Below are 18,050 nucleotides of genomic sequence, written 5' to 3'. Positions count from 1 at the left end.
CAAAGCGTAATCTAAAATTGTGTAAAGGATGTTTGTCAAAGCTGAATTTTGTAATAATAGTTACAATTATAAAAATATTGCTCAAAATACTTTTATAATAAATATCAAGATATATTCCATATAAGATAAGAGGTTAATTTATGATTATAACTACCACTGATGTAATTCAAGGAGCCGTGATTGAATCATATTTAGGGATTGTGACAGCAGAAGTAGTCTACGGCAGCAATTTCTTGCGGGATTTTTTGGCTGGTATTCGAGATATTATCGGCGGACGCACTGCAAGCTATGAGCGTCTATTTGAGCAGGGTCAACGCAAGGCACTAGAAGAATTAGAACAACGCGCACAACGTTTAGGAGCAAATGCTGTAATTGGGATTGAAATTGATACTGGCACAATAAATATTGACCAGTCAGGAGTGCTTTTGCTGATTACTGCCACAGGCACTGCTGTGAGGATGCGTTAGTTTTTGATGATTTTTACTTTTGACAATCGTTATAAAGTTTTAATTAGATTCAGTCTAATTCCATACATAGTTAAAGCTACTTTTTGATAGCTAGCTAATAGTTGTATTTTAATTTAAAAATTTTTATATGGAAAATTTAAAAAATAAGATATAAATAAATACTAAACTATATTAAAAATTATTAAATAAAATTTGTTTTTTCTGGCTAAAGATAGACCTATTAAATCTTTCTATTGATAGAGATTAAAACAGAACATTTAGTTATTTAATTTGAAGCATAAAGATGAATATACCCAAGCAGGAACTTTGCTGAAACAGCACTGGAGAACATAAGCGATGTCATACGTAAATCGAACAGGCAATGACGTTATATCTACTGATACTGTGGTAGCAGGTCGAGTAGCTGAATATCACGATCGCGTTCGCTGGGGCCCAATTATTGCTGGTTTGTTGGTTTCTTTAGCTACACAATTAATTTTGAGTTCTATCATTGCTGCGATTGCGGCAGGCACAGTTGCAGGCTCAGCTGCACCTAGAACAATTGCCCCTAACGCTGCGGGTAGTGCGGGGCTTTGGTCAACTATCGCTTTATTAATTTCCCTGTTTACTGGTGGTTGGGTTACAGCCCGTGCTTGTGGGCCGATGAACCGCAATACAGCTCTTCTTAACGGCGCAATTCTCTGGGCAACGACTTTAGCAGTTAGCTCATGGCTTTTAGCAAGTGGAGTCTCTGGTGCTTTTGGTGTTGCTGCTTCTAACGCCGGAGAAGTCATAAACCAGGTACAACAGCAAGGTGGTGTTAATGTACCACAAACAAACATAAGTGCCCAACAAGCTCGTGATGCAGCAGCTAATATACGTTCGGGCTTGTGGTGGTTTGTGTTTGGTTCTTTGTTGGGTTTAATAGCCTCAATGATTGGAGCCGTAATTGGCACTCGTAGTCCTCGGACTAACACTTACAATGCTTAAATAATTGCTTGAAAAATCAAATGTTATTTATTTTTAGATAAAAGCACCTTTTTCAAGGTGTTTTTTGTTTATTATTTAAGTAGTCATTATTTGAAGTGAGTAGCTCATTCGCAGTCTATCCCTTTTATCTAACGCTTGTTGTGACGATGATTATTGCAAGATTTCTCATCCTCTAGGGCGTGTTTTAAAAGTAGGCAAAAGCGTTGAAAATAACAGAGAAGTTGTCCACTCCTAGAGTCTGCTATGTACCAGTTGTGCTTTTTGACTTGTAGTGCTAATGATGCTCATTATCGTTTCATAGGCTAACCCACTAATTATACGCTTCATCTAGCACTACCATTGATACTCACAGGCGATATCCAGTAAATTTTATTAAGAGATAGTCTATCTATTTACAATATTCTTAATTGCTCAGGTTTTGTAACTTGTAATTCAATTGTTCCTCCTATTTGATCTCTTTGTGCATTTCTTACTTCAATAGTCTTAAGCTTTAGTCCTTGTAATGGTGGTGCATTAGGAACTTGATTAAGTACGTTTCGAGGTAGAACAACACTGTAAACTTTACCATCTTGTCCTTGTAACCCACATTCCGCACCCTAACTGTCACACGTGACATAACACAGAAAATATAGTACAGAAAAACTACAAAAAAAGATGTATTCTCAGAAGCTAAATAAGAATTTATTCTATTAAGCTGCCATAATAATTATGAGATATTTTTCTAGCTCTAAATCTTCATGTCTAATTTCATCCTTGACAAAGCTTATATATCAACTATTTCATCGACAAACGCAAATCAGTATAGAGATTTAATTATCCTGAAGAACAGAAAACACATTTTATTCTTATTCCTAACTATTGAGAATGAATTGGGCTGGCAAAATTAAGGGTTGTGTTGCAAAAAGAGGAACGGTAGATGAGAAAGTGAGAACTCGTGTCTGTCATCTTCCGTCCGCATGTTCAAATCGAATCCTTTCAAGTGGCGTCACTACCAACCCGAAATCCGGGTTGCTGTATGCCTGGTGTTATAGCAACCGCCAAGAGCATTAGGACGTAGAATCAAGGTATTATCGTAATCTGCTATCGTTTACTCTGCTATGCCTAAACCCTACAGTTACGACTTTCGTCAAAAAGTGATCCAAGCGATCGAGTTAGATGGACTCAAGAAAAGCGAAGCCAGTGAACTTTTCAACATCAGCCGCAACACAATCAACCTATGGTTGCAGCGCAAAGCCCAAACCGGAGATGTGAAGGCATTGCCCAACCGCCCTCGTGGCAACAACCATAAAATCACAGATTGGGAGCGGTTTCGGGCGTTTGCCAAAACTTATGGCGATAAAACTCAGGTGGAGATGGCTCAATTGTGGGAGGGCGACATCAGCGATGCCTTCGGCGAGCTACGCTAACGCACAATTTCACGAGCATTGAAGAAAATTGGGTTCACGCGAAAAAAAAGACCTATGGTTATCGAGAGCGGGATGAGGTCAAACGGCAAGCATTTATAGCACAGTTGACAACCCAGGCAGATGAAACGATTGTTTATGTTGATCAAGCAGGTATGGACAATCGAGAAGACTATGGTTATGGATGGAATGAGAAAGGACAACGGTTTCATGCGCTGAAGTCAGGACGGCGGCAACGCCTGTGTCAATATGATTGCGGCCTTGTGTAACCACCAACTGATGGCTCCTTTTACTATTGTTGGTTCCTTCAACCGAATTGTATTTGAAATTTGGTTAGAAACTTGTTTAATCCCTCTGTTGGAACCAGGACAGGTGGTAGTCATCGATAATGCTACGTTCCATAAAGGTGGTCGTATTGAGCAACTGATTCAGCAAGCAGGTTGTAAACTATTGTACTTACCTCCCTATTCACCGGATCTCAACAAGATTGAGCGATGCTGGTCTTGGCTCAAAAGTCGCATTCGCAAGCAACTTGACCAATATGAGTGTCTACGAGATGCGATGGAGTATATCTTACATCTAGCGTCCTAACCATAATGGCGATTGCTATACTTGACTTACCCGTTGTCATATCGGCAAGTGGCGGAAATGGTGAGTGAGCGAGGGTGGGTAATCGATCACACAACGATTTCTCGATGGGTACAGCAATATGGACCAGAATTGGAGAAGCGATGCCGCCGACACTTACGCCCAACCAATGACTGATGGCGGGTGGACGAAACCTATATGGAAGCAAAGGTGAGTGGAAGTATTTGTATCGAGCCGTCGATTCAAATGGCAATACTTTGGACTTTTTGCTTACAGCTAGACGGGATACCGCAGCGGCAGAACGATTTTTGTGCAAAGTTTTGAAGGCTTTCCACACTACTGAACCTCGAGTGATTAATGTCGATAAAAATGCCGCATATCCGAAAGCGATAGATGCACTCAAAGCTAAAAAAGAACTGTTACTGAAAGTGGAACTGCGGCAGAATAAGTCTCTCAATCAGAGAATCGAGCAGGACCACAGATTTATCAAATGGTTAGCCAAACCAGGAATGGGGTTTAAATCATTTAACACAGCAAGACGAACGATAAAGAGTTACAAAATTATGCACATGTTCAAGAAAGGGCAAATTGAAACAGTCAACAAAAGAGCCGTCAAAGAACGGATCAAATTTATATCTGAAATTTTTGGAGTGATAGCATAATCCATCTCCTTGCAAAGGAGTTTTTTGTCCTAAATTAGTTTTTGCAACACAACCTTATTTTTTAGCAGTTACAGATTTACTCAAGTCTTTAATTATCTGTAGAGTATGGAATAGTAAAGACAGAGAAATAGTAAACCCGAAAGCAGAGGTTTTAATCCGATTTCCTCCGCTCTTATCCTTTTTACCCCAATTGGTCTAACCAAGCTACTAAGTCTTCAACTGATGAAAAATATAAAAATGCTTCTCCTAATGCCTCTAATTGCTCTGTAGATAATTCTCGAACTCGTTCAATTATTAATATATCAATTTCTCCAAAACGGCGATTTAGCTGGCGATAAAAAAATTTGAATTCCCTTTTCTGCAAAATATCCTGATAGATAACAGACTCCTGCATAATATCCTCCCGTAAAAATTGGCGAATTAAATCTTTTTCAAACCTTAACCCTGCAAATATCTCTGTACATCCAGCAATATTCTGCCTTTCATCCCTATCTAGAATTCTAGCGATACTTTGAGCTACTTGGGATAATAAAGTTGCTGGGGAATCAGTTCGAGTTAAAGGCGCAAGAGGCAATAGTGCTGGATTATCCAGAAACAAAGCTGAATCTTGTTCTCATAACCGTATAACTTGATAACGGTGATTTGTAAACTCATCCGTGTATTCTTCAGTAAATGCAATAGGGTCACTGCTTTGTTGCAAGAAGATCACGACTTGGGTTACTGGTGTGTTATATTGCCGTTTCAATCTCACGTAATAGTCTAATACCCGTAAAGGAATCGGCGGATTAGATTTGGGGAGAGTTGTAGAGTCGATGGGAGGTATTATCCTCCGCACCTCTCTGTTAAATCTGGACGTGCTGCTTTGACAGCATCCAGCTTCCGACATTCTTAAAAGGTAAGAGTCAACCTTACTTATAGTAATTTTCCGACGATTTTGCATCATCGGTTGCAAAGAGCAAGTATGTACTGGACAGCAAAATCATCTTCACACTCTTTTAGATATTTTTGATTCCGAGTTAAGTAATTCATTAACACGAGATTCAGATGGAGTTCATGAGGGAGCAGATTACTATTTATTTTCACTTTCGCTGATACTCAATGCAATTGCTGTGTTAGATTGTCCTGATTATTTAACTTATAAAAGGGACTGGGTAAAACAAGCTGTATTGCTTTATAATGCGCTCTTGCCTGCTTCACAGGCTTCACAAATAACATTTTTTATCTATGCATTAGATAATCTCGGAGTACTTAATACTTATGTACCCGATCTAATTACATTTTTTTATAAATGTATGGAAGCATATATACAATCAACAGATGTCTTTCGAGTTGATAGTTATTTACGATGCACTTACTTAATTCATCTGGCTTGTCAGTTAGGATGCCCCGATTTACTTCATCCATCTATCTGGTCAATATTCTCAAATAGTGCAGTACAAATATTCGGTTCAGACCATTATCTCAAAAGTAATTATGGCTCTAGTTATATGGTGATGGCGTATACATTATCTGCATTCGATAGAATAGGCAAAATGGATATGTTGTTTAGTCCAGAACTTGGACTGCCGGATGCGATCACTCGTTTTCAAGATAATTCTGAGTCAACCGCAATAAATTCACCAAAAAGCATGTTTGCACTGATTGAAACTGGGTTGAGAATGCGTCCTATTGGCTCTTGTGACACGCCACTTTTCCAAAAAGCTAACCTTGACAAATGACAGTTTAAAAAAGCATATTCATAGTTCACAGTTTTGATAATTGCTGCAATCAAATTACCAATATTCCAGAAGCTGTTAAAGAAAAGTTAATGATTAACATGGGAACTATAAATCTAAAGGTAAACGGAGAAGATAGAGAGGTTAATGTTACAGACGACACTCCACTTCTATGGGTGCTTCGGGATCATCTTGGGCTAAATGGTACTAAATTTGGGTGTGGTATGGCACAATGTGGAGCTTGTACTGTACATCTCAATGGTATTCCTATACGTTCGTGTGTAACACCACTTTCGGCAACTATAAATCAACAGATATTAACTATAGAAGGACTCTTTGAAAGCAGCGATCGCTTAGTTCAACGAGCTTGGACAGAACTTGATGTACCGCAATGTGGATATTGTCAGTCGGGGCAGATGCTCGCTGCTGCGGCGCTGCTTTCTGAAAATCCACAACCTACGGATGACGATATTGATGCTGCGATGTCTGGGAATATTTGTCGTTGCGGTACTTATCAAAGCATACGAGCTGCCATCCATAGAGCTTCCGAGTTGTTAAGCCAGCAAAGTTAAGGAGGTTCGCCAGGATGGAAAACAATACAACTACGCGGCGCAGTTTTCTCAAGGCATCTGGCGCACTGGGAGCAGGTTTGTTTCTTTGGTTTTATCTGCCACCGTCCAGCCGCGTGCAGGCTGCCACCTCTCCAGTTAATCAAACAAAGCCCCTGTCAAAGCCGAACGCGTTTATCCGTATCCTACCGGATAATACACGATTATTGTACATAAAGCTGAAATGGGGCAAGGGGTTTATACTTCTTTACCGATGATACTCGTTGAAGAACTCGAAGCCGATTGGGATAAAATTCGCATTGAGTCTGCCCCAGTGCATCCCAACTATGACCATACAGTTTGGAAAAATTATCAAGGTACTAGTGCTAGCACTAGCATTAGCTCGACTTGGGAGCAACTGCGACTAGCTGGCGCTACAGCACGAGAAATGTTGATCGCTGCGGCTGCCATAACGTGGGATGTATCACCAGAGAGTTGTATTGCTGAAAAAAGTTATATTTTACATCCAGCTAGCGATCGCCGTTTATCTTTTGGGGAATTAGCCGATCGTGCAGCCCAAATACCAGTGCCAGAGAACGTTACACTCAAAAAACCAACTGAATTCAAACTCATTGGTAAACCAATAAAGCGCTTGGACACTGCTGACAAGGTTAACGGTAAAGCAGTATTCGGGATCGATGTTCAAGTCCCCGGAATGCTGATAGCACTGATTGCGCGTCTGCCAGTGTTTGGCAGTCGCTTGAAGCATTTTGAGGCTGAGGCAGCCAAAGCCGTTGCGGGTGTGAAGTATGTAGTAAGTAATCAAACAAAATTAATTACACAAATCAATATATAATACAATCCAGGGTTTATCTAGATAATAATTAGGGTTTAAATGATTTTTTTGAGAGAAATTAATCCCTGTCATTAAAACTACTGGAGCGCATCTATCGCCAAAGTCGATATCATCAGGTGCGTCAAAGAGCGCATTTCTTAATTTTAGCTGCTCAGGGAGTAGAGTTAGAAGAATTAATGAGAATTTTTCAGGTTAGTTATAAGACCATCTATAACTGGATAAATCGCTGGGAATCAGAAGGGATGGTAGGACTTTATAATAAACCAGGAAGAGGGCGAAAACGAATATTTAAACCAGAACAAGAAGCACAAATTAGAGATTGGGCAAAACTTGAGCCAAGACAATTAAAAAAGACGCTACAAAAGATTAAATCAGAATGGGATATTGAAGTTAGCACTGAAACTATTAAAAGAATATTGAAAAAGTTTTATATGAGTTGGCATCGAATGCAACGAGATGTTGGAGGAAAGCCGGACCCTATAGAATATCAGGAAAAATCAGCACACTTAACAGATTTTCAACAATTAGAAGACGAAGGTAAAATTAATTTGTATTACTTAGATGAAACCGGATTTTGTCTGATTCCTTCTGTTCCTTATGGATGGCAAGATATCGGAGAGTATTTAACTATTCCTAGTCGGCGTAGTTCGCGCTTAAATGTTTTAGGAATTAGGAATCGAAATCATCACCTTGAAGCTTATATTTCATCTCAAAGCATTAATTCAGATGTAATTATTGCTTGTATTGATGCTTTCTTTCCTCAGGTAGATAAACCGACGGTGATTGTTGTCGAGCAATCATCTATTCATACCAGTGATATGATTCTTGATAAAATTGAAGAATGGTCAGAACGTGGTATTACCATTTTTCAATTACCTGCCTATTCACCTGAGTTAAATTTAATTGAAATTTTGTGGCGGTTCATTAAGTATCAATGGATTGAAATTAATGCTTACAAAAATTGGCAAACTTTTGTAGCATCTGTGGAAAATATTCTCCGAGAATTTGGTAAAAAATATGTAATTAATTTTGTTTAGTTACTTACCATCTGAACGCAGAAAATTTATTTAAATTGAAAACCGATGTCACGAAGAAGGGTTGCAGGTTTCGGGTGTAGGGTGTAGAGATCACGGCATATCTCGACTCCGCTCGATAAGCTTGGATGGGGCTTGGAACCCCGACCAATGCAATCGTTTTGAAAAAAGGGGCTTGTACCACATAGGGGTTGTTGGGGCTGCCTCTAATATCATGTCCGGGTAAAGACTTATCATTTAGACCGCAGGGGGCAGGGGGAAAGAGGCTTTTGGGATTTTTGCACAGATGCGGTAATTATAAGTGATTAACCGGACTTGATATAACCTGTAACCCCACACCCTACCCCCGACAAGAAATAGCCCCAACGCGGCTTGGTTAAGTATAGGTAAGTGTGGTGTAAGAAGATGTTGTGCTGCATGAGGCACTAAAATTAAATTTTCTTAAAACACTACACCCTACCCTGACGAAGTTTCACCTTTTCTTCGCGCCATTTCCCTTTTGCCCTTAACCGAAAAGTATTGCCTCATCTCCTATCTTCTACACTATAGATGAAAGAACTTCAAAACATACTTGCAGCTTTTGAGGAAACTCAAAATAAAGGTGAACTCACTGCCTTAGCCACCGTTGTCAATACTAGTGGCTCTGTCTATCGTCGCCCCGGTGCTAGTATGCTGCTGACTGAAGCAGGGCAAATGATTGGCTGTGTGAGTGGTGGTTGCTTAGAAACTGATGTGTTTGAAAAAGCCCAAGCCCTAATGTTTGCTGATGGAGTTCCGGTTGTTGTAAATTATGATACTACTGCCAGCGATGACATTGTTTGGGGATTTGGTCTTGGTTGTAATGGTGTAGTTGAGGTACTCGTGGAACCGCTTTCTAACCAATTAGCCAAAGGTCAGTTGGATTTTATTACTGAATGTCTGCATGGGCAGCAGTCGGGGGTAATGGCTACCGTTTTTAAAGTGACTCACCCTTAATTGCAAGAGAATCACGAAATTGTTTCATACTTGCTAATCGTTCTTCTTTTTGTAGCGGAGGAACTAAACGAGCGACAGCTTTATCTTAACTCTAGCAAAATTACTTCTTCTCCCCTAGCTACTCGTTCCAAAAGAGATTTTAAATTCATAGCTGCTTCTTCAACACTAATTCTCAACACTTTATAACTCCTTTAGTTAAGCTTGAAGAACATAGAAAATTCCTGCTCACACCATTTCTTTATGAAAATTCATATCATTAGCCCGTCTCAGCAGGCTACCCTGCAAAAAGCCAATTTGCTTTTAGTACAGCTTGGCGTAAATAAATATACCATTTCAAATGGCGCAAGAGCTTGGAATACAATTATTTTGACTTTTGACTTTTGAACACCAGTTGCTTCAAGTCGGGGAACCCGCCCAACGCACTGGCTCCTTTTGACTTCCGCCTTGCGGTACTAGGTTCTGGTAGCCACGGGCTTTAGTTTGTAAGAGAATAAAGTGCAACACCATAGAAGATTTATATGACTATTGACTAATCTCAGTAGTTTGATTCACTTGACATTGAGTACACAACCCAAAAAACTCTAGGGTATGATAAAAAACTTTAAACTTATGGCTAGATTCTAACTGGTTTTCTAAGTCATGAACTGGGCATTGATTAATCGCGATTGAAACACCACATTGCAAGCAAGTAAGGTGGTGTTTATCTTGCTGTGCTAGGCTATAGAGGGCTTCACCATTAGCCAAATTTCGCACTTGTACCATGCCTTCTAGTTTTAAAGCTTCTAGAGAACGGTAAACTGTTGCTAAACCCATGCTCTGATTGGTATTACGTAGTTCTACGTAAATATCTTGGGCGGAAATGCCTTTTTTGATATTTTTCAGTAGATTGAAAATACGCTCTTGACTGCGGGTGCGTATGGCTCTCATAGACAATTATTTAAGTATGCCACTGTAGTTTGAAGCTGTTAGATGAGCTAATCGATCGATTAACTTTAACGGCTTCGTAATCTTATTTTCACTCAGTTGGAACAGAAAGTTATAGTATAGCTATCGCAGCATTCAGCAAAAGCCGTGCAAACCAAGTATCTAGCCAAAATTTTTGTTACCCTTCGTCCTTCAGTTTTAGACCCCGCTGGTGTGGCAGTACAATCCGGTCTTAAGCAACTGGGATACGATAACGTTGACCAGGTGCGGATTGGCAAGTACATTGAACTTACCATCACCTCAACTGAAGAGAAGAAAGCGCGTCAAGACCTTGATAACATTTGTGACCAAATGCTATCAAATCCCGTAATTGAAAATTACCGCTTTGAATTAATTGAGGTCGAAACTCAAACTGGGGTATTTTAGGGATTGGGTATAGGGCATTGGGCATGGGGCATTGAGAAGAGACAAAGGAGACAAGGAAGAAGGGGGAGACAAAAGAGAGAGTTTCAATAATTCCCCCTTGTCCCTTGTCCCCTTGTCCCCCCTGCCTCCCCTACCTCCTCTGCCCCCCCTGCTCCCCACTCCCCACTCCCCTAACTAATCATGAAATTTGGTGTTATTGTTTTTCCCGGTTCTAATTGCGATCGCGATGTTGCTTATGTAACCAGAGATTTACTCTTACAACCAACTCGCATGGTTTGGCATCAAGAAACAGATATTGCTGATTTGGATGTCGTTATTATTCCTGGTGGCTTTAGTTACGGGGATTATCTACGCTGTGGTGCGATCGCACGTTTTTCACCCGTGATGCAGCAGGTTGTAGAACACGCCCAAAAGGGTAAGTTTGTCCTCGGTATTTGCAACGGCTTTCAGGTATTAACTGAAGCTGGACTTTTGCCAGGGGTATTAACCAGAAATCGAGATTTGCATTTTATTTGCGATCGCATCCTCTTGAAAGTTGAGCGTACTAATCTCTTATGGACACAAGCTTATACCAGTAGTGAAGTCATCACTTTGCCTATTGCCCACGGAGAGGGGAGATTCTACGCTGACGCAGCCACTCTTGCAGAAATTGAAGATAACGGGCAAGTCATATTTCGCTATGAAGGGGAAAATCCCAACGGTTCACTAAACAACATTGCCGGGATTTGCAATCGTCGGGGCAATGTGTTGGGAATGATGCCGCACCCAGAAAGGGCATCAGACGCAATGCTAGGGGGTAGTGATGGCTTGAGGTTGTTTCAAGGCTTGCTAGAGAAAGTAGCGGCATTAGCGTAGAGCAAATATCGGGCAAAGTAAGTTGGATGTTTTGCGATCGCTGTCTGAAAGATAAATGAACATTCTTCTACAGATGGCGATTTATTTTTTACGAACGACGCATTAGTACGGGATAAGGGGACAAGGGGACAAGGGGACAAGAAGAAATTTCTCCCAAGTCTCCCCCACCAACCTCTGTCTCCCTTAACCCAAGCGTATTGCCTTATATAAGAGGGACTTTGATTCCGGTTCCCACCTTTTTAAGGGGAGCCAGTGCGGTCTTCTCCCAAAAGGAGAGGCTAGCGCCAAGGGGGTTTCCCCCATGAGCGACTGGCGTGGGTTAGAAGGGATCTAAGAGTGCCTAAAATCTATAGTGAAATACTTTTCAAACAACCTCTTAGAGCTTATTCCATAAAACTTTTGACTTTTGACTTTTGATTTTTGACTTCCGCCTTGCGGTACTAGCGTGTTTTAATCTTTTAGTAGACTTACAAAAGTCCGCGTACACAAAAAACTTTAAGCCAGTTTTGGCAAGTTTTTGAGAACAAAGAGAGAAACAAACTTATGGGACTTTTCGATCAAATTCTTGGTGCAGTCGCTAATCCCAATCAACAGGGGAGTTTAGGTCAAATAGGAAATATTGTTAATACTGTACAGCAGTTGAGCGATCGCACAGGCACAGATCCTTCTACTATCCAATCCGTTTTGTCTATTGTGGGTGGTCAAGTGCGTTCTGCTTTACAAGACAAACAAGCCACAGATGGGAATGAAGCTACACAAAATTTAGTTAGTCAATATGCTGGTACTTCTCCCAACCCTCAAGCCGTCAATTCGTTGTTTTCTCCTCAGATTCAACAGCAAGTAGCTGAAATTGCTGCCCAGCGCACTGGGTTGGATGCTGGTATCGTTCAACAATTGCTGCCTTTGGCAGTACCTTTGGTGCTAAACTTTTTGCAATCAGGCGCCAATGCTCAAAATCCCCAAACTGGCGGAAATCCTGTACTAAATTCCTTCTTGGATGCTGATGGTGATGGTGATGTCGATATCGCTGATGCGATCCAAATGGCTAGCCGATACATGAGACGGTAATACTTTTTCCTATTTCTTTTTTGATAAACCAGACATTAGTAATTAATACCTTGCTAGATTTTTAGCTAAGACATAGGCTGAGAACATACAGCAGTTTTCTTTTGCATAAAGTACAAAACTACGGGTTTTGAGGCAGTTCGAGCTTACGGCAGGAGGTAGAAACTTTTTATAAATTCTGCATTTGTACTTCATTTACTTGCAAACTGCTGTAAATTGCAAATATAAATCAGACAATCTATGTCTAAATTTTTTGAATGTATTACTGAGGAACTGCAAAACTTTATTGCTGCCCAACACCTATTCTTTGTTGGCTCTGCACCTTTGAGTCCTACAGGTCATGTTAATCTGTCTCCTAAAGGTCAAGATTGCTTTCGCGTCCTCTCTCCCAACCGAGTAGGTTATGTAGACCTCACAGGTAGTGGTAACGAAACATCCGCCCATTTGCAAGAAAATGGGCGGATAACCTTCATGTTTTGTGCCTTTCAAGAACCTGCGTGTATCTTGCGTCTTTACGGTCAAGGAACCACGATTTTACCGAGTTCTCCAGAGTGGGACTCGTTGTATTCTCTGTTTTTGCCGATACCTGGAACTCGTCAAATTATCGTCGCTGACATTGAAAAAATCCAGACTTCCTGTGGTTTTGGTGTACCACTCTATGAATATAAAGGTCAACGCCAGACTCTAGTAAACTGGGCTACTAAAAAAGGCGAAGAGGGAGTTCGAGAATATCAACAACGGAAAAATCTCGTCAGCATTGACGGTTTAGAAACACCACTGAGTAAATTACCCTAACTTTACCTGATGGATTATTCTATTCATCTATATATTTAGATGTAGGGGCAATTATTAGTGATTAAAGTAAAGGAGTCAGCAATCGAGAGACTCTTACAGCTAACTTGAACCAAAAAGGTTTTTTATCGTACTCATTAAGATCGACAGCAACACCGACAGCTAAATCATCCTCTAACATCTTTTTCACACTTTGGACAAACCCAGGCTCAGTAACAAAACCCATAACTTCAAAGTTGAGGGAAAAAGAGCGATTATCTAAGTTAACAGTTCCTACCCCTGCTAAATTCTCATCAACGACTATAATTTTCTGGTGCATAAACCCATTTTTGTAACGATATAACTTGATACCAATTCTTTCCATTTCGGTGTAGTAAGAGAAGGAACATAAATAAACAAATAAGTGATCGGGTCGATTTGGTAAGAGAATTCGCACATCGACACCTCGCATTGCTGCCAGTTTTAAGGCTGACAATGTTGCCTCATCCGGTACAAAGTATGGACTAGCAATCCAGAGGTGAGTTTGAGCTTGATTAATTAGTTCGACGAAAAAAAGCTTACAAGCTGGTAGCCGATCTGCGGGGCCTGTAGGAAGTATGAATACAGTTTGATTAGTTTCCTGATTAATTTTTACCTGCCAGTTAACTTCGAGAAGTTTTCGAGTTGCCCAATACCAATCTCGCACAAAGGAGTTTTGTAGGCTTTGTACACTTGGCCCTTCAAGCATGATATGAGTGTCGCGCCAGGGACTTAAGCGAGGATTTTTTCCTAAATATTCATCACCGATATTCAGTCCACCGATAAATGCGATTTCTCCATCCACCACCAAAATTTTCCGATGATTGCGAAAATTAAATTGGAACCGATTACCCTGACCTTGGGTAGTGTTAAATGCACTTACTGCAATTCCATGCTGTTGTAGAGACTGGATATAAGGACGAGATAATTTTTTTGAACCAATTTCATCGTAGAGAAAGTAGATGCTTATTCCTTGCTTAGCTTTAGCAATCAACGCTTCTTTAAACTCATTGCCTGATTGGTCATCATTAACAGTATAGAATTGAAACAAAATGTAATTTCTCGCCGATGCAATCTTTTTCAGCATCGCTTCATAGGTTTGCTGACCATTAATCAATAATTCAGCAGCATTGCCTGATGTGAAAGAAATTTCTGTAAAAGCCTCCGCTAATGGTTGCAACGGGGCTAGATTATCTGGTGGTGCAACCTGAAATTTAATAACTTCACTATAAATCGGCTGAATAAGCTTGTAGTGTTCTGCATAGACTGAGCGCAGTGTTTCAGCATATCCATGAAATTTAGTTCTTCCTAAAATCCAATACAACGGAATCGCTAGCCAGGGAAAGGTAATTAGAGAAATGCTCCAGGCAATTGCCCCTTGAGAAGAACGCACATTCATCACTGCATGGGCTGCATGTGCAACTCCCACTATATGAACAACAACTGTAGCTGTGCTAAAAATAGCTAGAACACCAGCATCTACAAGCATCTTAATTTTTTTGAGTATTGGTATAAGTAAATTCTGCCAGCAATGGCTTATGATCGGATGAACAAATTTGGTCTAGCACTTTAGCACTGGCTTTTTTCGCACTGATATTTCGATAGAAGATATGATCTAAAGGGGGTGATAACAGGAAGCGTTTAATTTTCTCCTTCTCATCGGGTGCGAAAATTACAGGCGTTAATCCTAATTGTGTTGTTACTTGATTGAGGATAACTGCTCTTTTTCGACTCCAAGTATTGAAATCTCCTGAAAATATTAGTGGCCCCCGATGTGTAGATAAGGCTTGTTCTAATTCTTTTAGCTGGATTTTAAACTTATTTAAATCTACAAAATTTATCAGGTGAGTATTGACTGTTAGGAGAGTTGTATTTTGTTCAGATAGCAGATACTCAGTAATTAAAGATATTTTAGGAGTTTTAACAATCGGTTCATAATGTTTAGTAGTTATTACTTTTTTGGTAATTGGGTTGATCGTCGAGGCTGTAAAAATTCCTGAATAAGTTTGATGATGAATGTCTACAAAATTAGGAGCAAAGCTCCAATTCATTTTCAACCATTTTGCCCATTCTTCTGCCTCTGACTTTAAAGAAAATTCTTGTAGAAATATGAGATTTGGCTGATAAATTTCAATTATTTTTGAAAAATCTTTTACCCAAGTGTTTTTATAGTTTTGTTTAGCAATATTCCAACTGAGAACTTTAATTGATTTACTATTAATTTTTGTTTGCAGTGAATTATTTTTATCAATTGTGAGTTCTTGTAAACGACTAAATCTATAACCCGGAATAAATTTTGTAAAGAGAGTGTTTACGTGTTCTTGAATATTAGGCATTACTAATATTAAAATGGATTTATTCTAGCTTAACGCTATTAAACAGTCGTTATAGAAAAATAGCACGTTTGTAAAGCTATAAGCTAATGTTCCATAAGCACTACAGATTTTAAAGCCGTTGAACAGTGTCGAAATGGATCGGGTGATTTTCCTTGATAGACCTTACAGTTTACTAAGAGGTTGTTTGAAAAGTAGTTAGCTGTGATTTTAATCACCCCCCTTAATCCCCCCGATGTATTGGCAGGGCTGTTTCATTCCCTAAAAGGCGTAAAATTACAAGTGCTGAAGGGATAAAAAATTATGGGTGCTTCTCTAATTAAACAACTGCGACAAGTTAAAGACTTTCGTACAAAGGACGAGCAAAGCTGAACTACGTCTAGCAAGCATTAAATCTATTAGTCCAACTCTCGATGTCGGAGAAAGTTTAACAGTCAAAGATTATACTGAAAAAATTGAAAACCTCCGACAATCTCTGGAAGCATACAATACCACCCTCTCTACTATTGATGTCTTACTAACCCAGATCGTTGAAAATGAACAAGATTTGGCAGACTATTCTGAGAAAATATTGCGTGGTATTGCTTATAAATATGGTAATAATAGCCATGAGTATCAGATGGCTGGAGGTATTCGTAAAAGCGATCGCAAGCGTACTGTGCGTCAAAACGTGGTTTTGTCGAAGTAAGTAGGTGCGATTATACGCGATCGCATTGATCGCAGACTTAAGCTGTTAATTTAGTTTTTTATTTGGGATGCGATCGCCTGTGCAGTATCTTTAGGTGTAGCGTCTGTTACTAACATCGTTATTTCTTGGTCAGGTTGGGGAATTCTATAAATACGGTTCAGTAATTGCCCAGCGCTGGATGTGGGCTGCTCTGAACCGTATTTTAACGATATCTGGAGTTTTGAGGATCGGCTGATGGATAAATCTATTATTCAGTTGGTTGACGAATTACCGACTGACAATATTACTGTCAAAGTTTTAAAGGCTCTTGATTATGTAGCACCAAGTGAATGGAGCAATTTAACGGGGTTTGACAATAATATCCGCGCCATTACTGGAGAAACCGATGCTAAGGTAGTTCAGAAAATTCGCGATCGCGCCGTCACTTTATACGAAGATCCTCAACAAGGCTACCAGTTTGCAATCAGACTTTATCAAACAATTGATAAGGCAGACACAGCTATGGCAACGGCAGCTTTAGCGAATAAAGTTAGTGAGAAAATCGGTTTTCTCTCTTTTTTAGGCAAAATTACTCCTAAAGCTGATGTCACTCAATCCATTGACTTGGTATTGAAAATTGCAGTTGAAATCATCGCCTTTTGCAAACTAAATGGTATTCCTCAACCTAATCCTCAAGAGTTTGCTAATTCCTTGACTAACAACTATCAAAATGCATCCCTAATGCGGATGGTAGCTCTAGTTTGTCTAGATGGAATTCTGCCCTTGGGCCCTGACTTTCTCAGCAAAATTCAGGGAGTTATTAGTGGCACTGATGCTGGCGCAATAACTCAAAATCCCGTTTTCTTAGCCGTTAATAACTTTCTTCCAGGCAGTAATCCTGATGATAAAGTTGGTTTTCTCAGTCAGGGTTTCAACTCCGTGCAAGGCTGGATGAATAATTTAGTATCCAAAACAGGCATAACCCCGCAATCAATTTCTAGGAATTTAGGTAATTTTATTCAGATTGCTGATGATAATTTAGATTTAGTTGCAGCATTCCTAGATCAAACTACCAATTACTACGAGCATACAGGAATTCAAACTGTCGCTCGCAATTTGATTTTGCAAGCATACACTCTAGTAAAAGAGGAAATTAAACAAGAGGAACAAAAGCCGATTCAAGATGTCTCATCTGCGGTTATATCAGATAATAATCAGTATGAAGTCAGCAAAACAGTAGAAGTCTGGGATAATGATGACGAGGATTGGTATCAAGGAACTATTGAGAAAATCCAAGATGACCAGTTCTTTGTTCATTACCTTGGTTACGGTTCATCTTATGGCGAGTGGGTAGGCGAAGATGACATTCGGACTCGCGATCTTCGCTCCAGTGATGAAAATGGATATGCAGTAGGTCAAAAGGTAAAGTGTTGGGATGATGACCAAGAAGCTTGGTATTCCGCAACGATTGAGCAAATCCAAGGCCAGCAATACTATCTTCACTACGTTGGTTATGACTCATCTTATGACGAGTGGGTTGATAGCGATGAGATTTGCTAACTGTTGAATAGCACGGGGCCCAGACGATAGCAATATCTCCGATGGGGTACGTCTATGCGCCCTGTGCCAATGTATATACTTTTAAAAATTCCTAATTGATCAGGACTTACGCAACTGTCACAAGCGACGGTGCGGCTGTGCCGCACCGAGTGCCAAACAACTAGATAATAAACATAGGAACATTCGGACGTTT

At 40.0% G+C, this 18,050-nt stretch carries 17 protein-coding genes and 3 pseudogenes; 16 read left to right on the top strand and 4 right to left on the bottom strand.

Annotated features, from left to right (window positions below; translation table 11 throughout):
* Positions 1-140 precede the first annotated feature (140 nt).
* The 4 genes and pseudogenes from V7K56_RS24310 to V7K56_RS24295 form a co-directional block, all read left to right on the top strand.
* Complete coding sequence (locus V7K56_RS24310; RefSeq protein ID WP_292867781.1) at positions 141-467, top strand: YbjQ family protein; 327 nt, start codon at positions 141-143, stop codon at positions 465-467.
* A gap of 336 nt (positions 468-803) precedes the next feature.
* Positions 804-1,436, top strand: coding sequence for a hypothetical protein (locus V7K56_RS24305; RefSeq protein ID WP_334914394.1), 633 nt, complete (start codon positions 804-806; stop codon positions 1,434-1,436).
* A 1,097-nt stretch (positions 1,437-2,533) separates the two neighbouring features.
* A pseudogene (locus tag V7K56_RS24300) lies at positions 2,534-3,430 on the top strand (IS630 family transposase).
* Between the two features lie 15 nt (positions 3,431-3,445).
* A pseudogene (locus V7K56_RS24295) lies at positions 3,446-4,089 on the top strand (IS6 family transposase); the annotation flags it as partial.
* A 181-nt stretch (positions 4,090-4,270) separates the two neighbouring features.
* Here the strand turns inward: V7K56_RS24295 and V7K56_RS24290 are convergent.
* Positions 4,271-4,903, bottom strand: a pseudogene (locus V7K56_RS24290) (Rpn family recombination-promoting nuclease/putative transposase); the annotation flags it as partial.
* A 478-nt stretch (positions 4,904-5,381) separates the two neighbouring features.
* On the opposite strand from V7K56_RS24290, the gene V7K56_RS24285 reads away from it, so the two are divergent.
* From V7K56_RS24285 to V7K56_RS24265, 6 genes are all read left to right on the top strand, one after another.
* On the top strand, positions 5,382-5,807 hold the full coding sequence (locus V7K56_RS24285) for a hypothetical protein (RefSeq protein ID WP_334914392.1): 426 nt from the start codon (positions 5,382-5,384) through the stop codon (positions 5,805-5,807).
* A gap of 98 nt (positions 5,808-5,905) precedes the next feature.
* A complete protein-coding gene (locus V7K56_RS24280) occupies positions 5,906-6,376 on the top strand; it encodes a (2Fe-2S)-binding protein (RefSeq protein ID WP_334914390.1) in 471 nt (156 codons plus the stop codon).
* A 14-nt stretch (positions 6,377-6,390) separates the two neighbouring features.
* Positions 6,391-6,630: a twin-arginine translocation signal domain-containing protein gene (locus V7K56_RS37220; protein ID WP_442940160.1), complete on the top strand. Its 240-nt coding sequence runs from the start codon at positions 6,391-6,393 to the stop codon at positions 6,628-6,630.
* Positions 6,576-7,208 carry a molybdopterin cofactor-binding domain-containing protein gene (locus V7K56_RS24275; protein WP_334914450.1) on the top strand — a complete coding sequence of 211 codons (633 nt, stop codon included), beginning with the start codon at positions 6,576-6,578 and terminating at the stop codon, positions 7,206-7,208. Before V7K56_RS37220 ends, V7K56_RS24275 begins: the two co-directional genes overlap by 55 nt.
* A 65-nt stretch (positions 7,209-7,273) precedes the next feature.
* On the top strand, positions 7,274-8,245 hold the full coding sequence (locus V7K56_RS24270; protein ID WP_334914448.1) for an IS630 family transposase: 972 nt from the start codon (positions 7,274-7,276) through the stop codon (positions 8,243-8,245).
* 546 nt (positions 8,246-8,791) lie between these two features.
* Positions 8,792-9,217 (top strand): XdhC family protein, encoded by a 426-nt coding sequence (locus V7K56_RS24265; protein ID WP_334914388.1) that lies wholly within the window; start codon positions 8,792-8,794, stop codon positions 9,215-9,217.
* Between the two features lie 522 nt (positions 9,218-9,739).
* Here V7K56_RS24265 and V7K56_RS24260 read toward each other — a convergent pair.
* Positions 9,740-10,144, bottom strand: coding sequence for a Fur family transcriptional regulator (locus tag V7K56_RS24260; RefSeq protein WP_334914386.1), 405 nt, complete (start codon positions 10,142-10,144; stop codon positions 9,740-9,742).
* Between the two features lie 144 nt (positions 10,145-10,288).
* On the opposite strand from V7K56_RS24260, the gene purS reads away from it, so the two are divergent.
* The 4 genes from purS (at position 10,289) to V7K56_RS24240 (ending at position 13,282) form a co-directional block, all read left to right on the top strand.
* On the top strand, positions 10,289-10,567 hold the full coding sequence (gene purS, locus V7K56_RS24255; protein ID WP_104908105.1) for a phosphoribosylformylglycinamidine synthase subunit PurS: 279 nt from the start codon (positions 10,289-10,291) through the stop codon (positions 10,565-10,567).
* Positions 10,568-10,747: 180 nt separating this feature from the next.
* On the top strand, positions 10,748-11,422 hold the full coding sequence (gene purQ, locus V7K56_RS24250) for a phosphoribosylformylglycinamidine synthase subunit PurQ (protein WP_334914384.1): 675 nt from the start codon (positions 10,748-10,750) through the stop codon (positions 11,420-11,422).
* A 543-nt stretch (positions 11,423-11,965) separates the two neighbouring features.
* Positions 11,966-12,490 carry a DUF937 domain-containing protein gene (locus V7K56_RS24245; protein ID WP_334914382.1) on the top strand — a complete coding sequence of 175 codons (525 nt, stop codon included), beginning with the start codon at positions 11,966-11,968 and terminating at the stop codon, positions 12,488-12,490.
* A 237-nt stretch (positions 12,491-12,727) separates the two neighbouring features.
* Positions 12,728-13,282: a pyridoxamine 5'-phosphate oxidase family protein gene (locus V7K56_RS24240; protein ID WP_334914380.1), complete on the top strand. Its 555-nt coding sequence runs from the start codon at positions 12,728-12,730 to the stop codon at positions 13,280-13,282.
* Positions 13,283-13,343: 61 nt separating this feature from the next.
* Here V7K56_RS24240 and cls read toward each other — a convergent pair whose 3' ends face one another.
* Positions 13,344-14,786 carry a cardiolipin synthase gene (gene cls, locus V7K56_RS24235; protein ID WP_334914378.1) on the bottom strand — a complete coding sequence of 481 codons (1,443 nt, stop codon included), beginning with the start codon at positions 14,784-14,786 and terminating at the stop codon, positions 13,344-13,346.
* A gap of 1 nt (position 14,787) precedes the next feature.
* Positions 14,788-15,633, bottom strand: coding sequence for an endonuclease/exonuclease/phosphatase family protein (locus tag V7K56_RS24230; protein ID WP_334914376.1), 846 nt, complete (start codon positions 15,631-15,633; stop codon positions 14,788-14,790).
* Between the two features lie 544 nt (positions 15,634-16,177).
* On the opposite strand from V7K56_RS24230, the gene V7K56_RS24225 reads away from it, so the two are divergent.
* Together V7K56_RS24225 and V7K56_RS24220 are read left to right on the top strand one after the other, a co-directional pair.
* Positions 16,178-16,318, top strand: coding sequence for a hypothetical protein (locus V7K56_RS24225; protein WP_334914374.1), 141 nt, complete (start codon positions 16,178-16,180; stop codon positions 16,316-16,318).
* Between the two features lie 234 nt (positions 16,319-16,552).
* Positions 16,553-17,857: a Tudor-knot domain-containing protein gene (locus V7K56_RS24220; protein WP_334914372.1), complete on the top strand. Its 1,305-nt coding sequence runs from the start codon at positions 16,553-16,555 to the stop codon at positions 17,855-17,857.
* Positions 17,858-18,050: the final 193 nt, after the last annotated feature.

This window comes from Nostoc sp. (assembly GCF_036917535.1).
Classification (GTDB): Bacteria; Cyanobacteriota; Cyanobacteriia; order Cyanobacteriales; family Nostocaceae; genus Nostoc.
The sequence above is the reverse complement of the archived record's forward strand: the minus strand, read 5'-3'. Positions and strand labels throughout refer to the sequence as shown.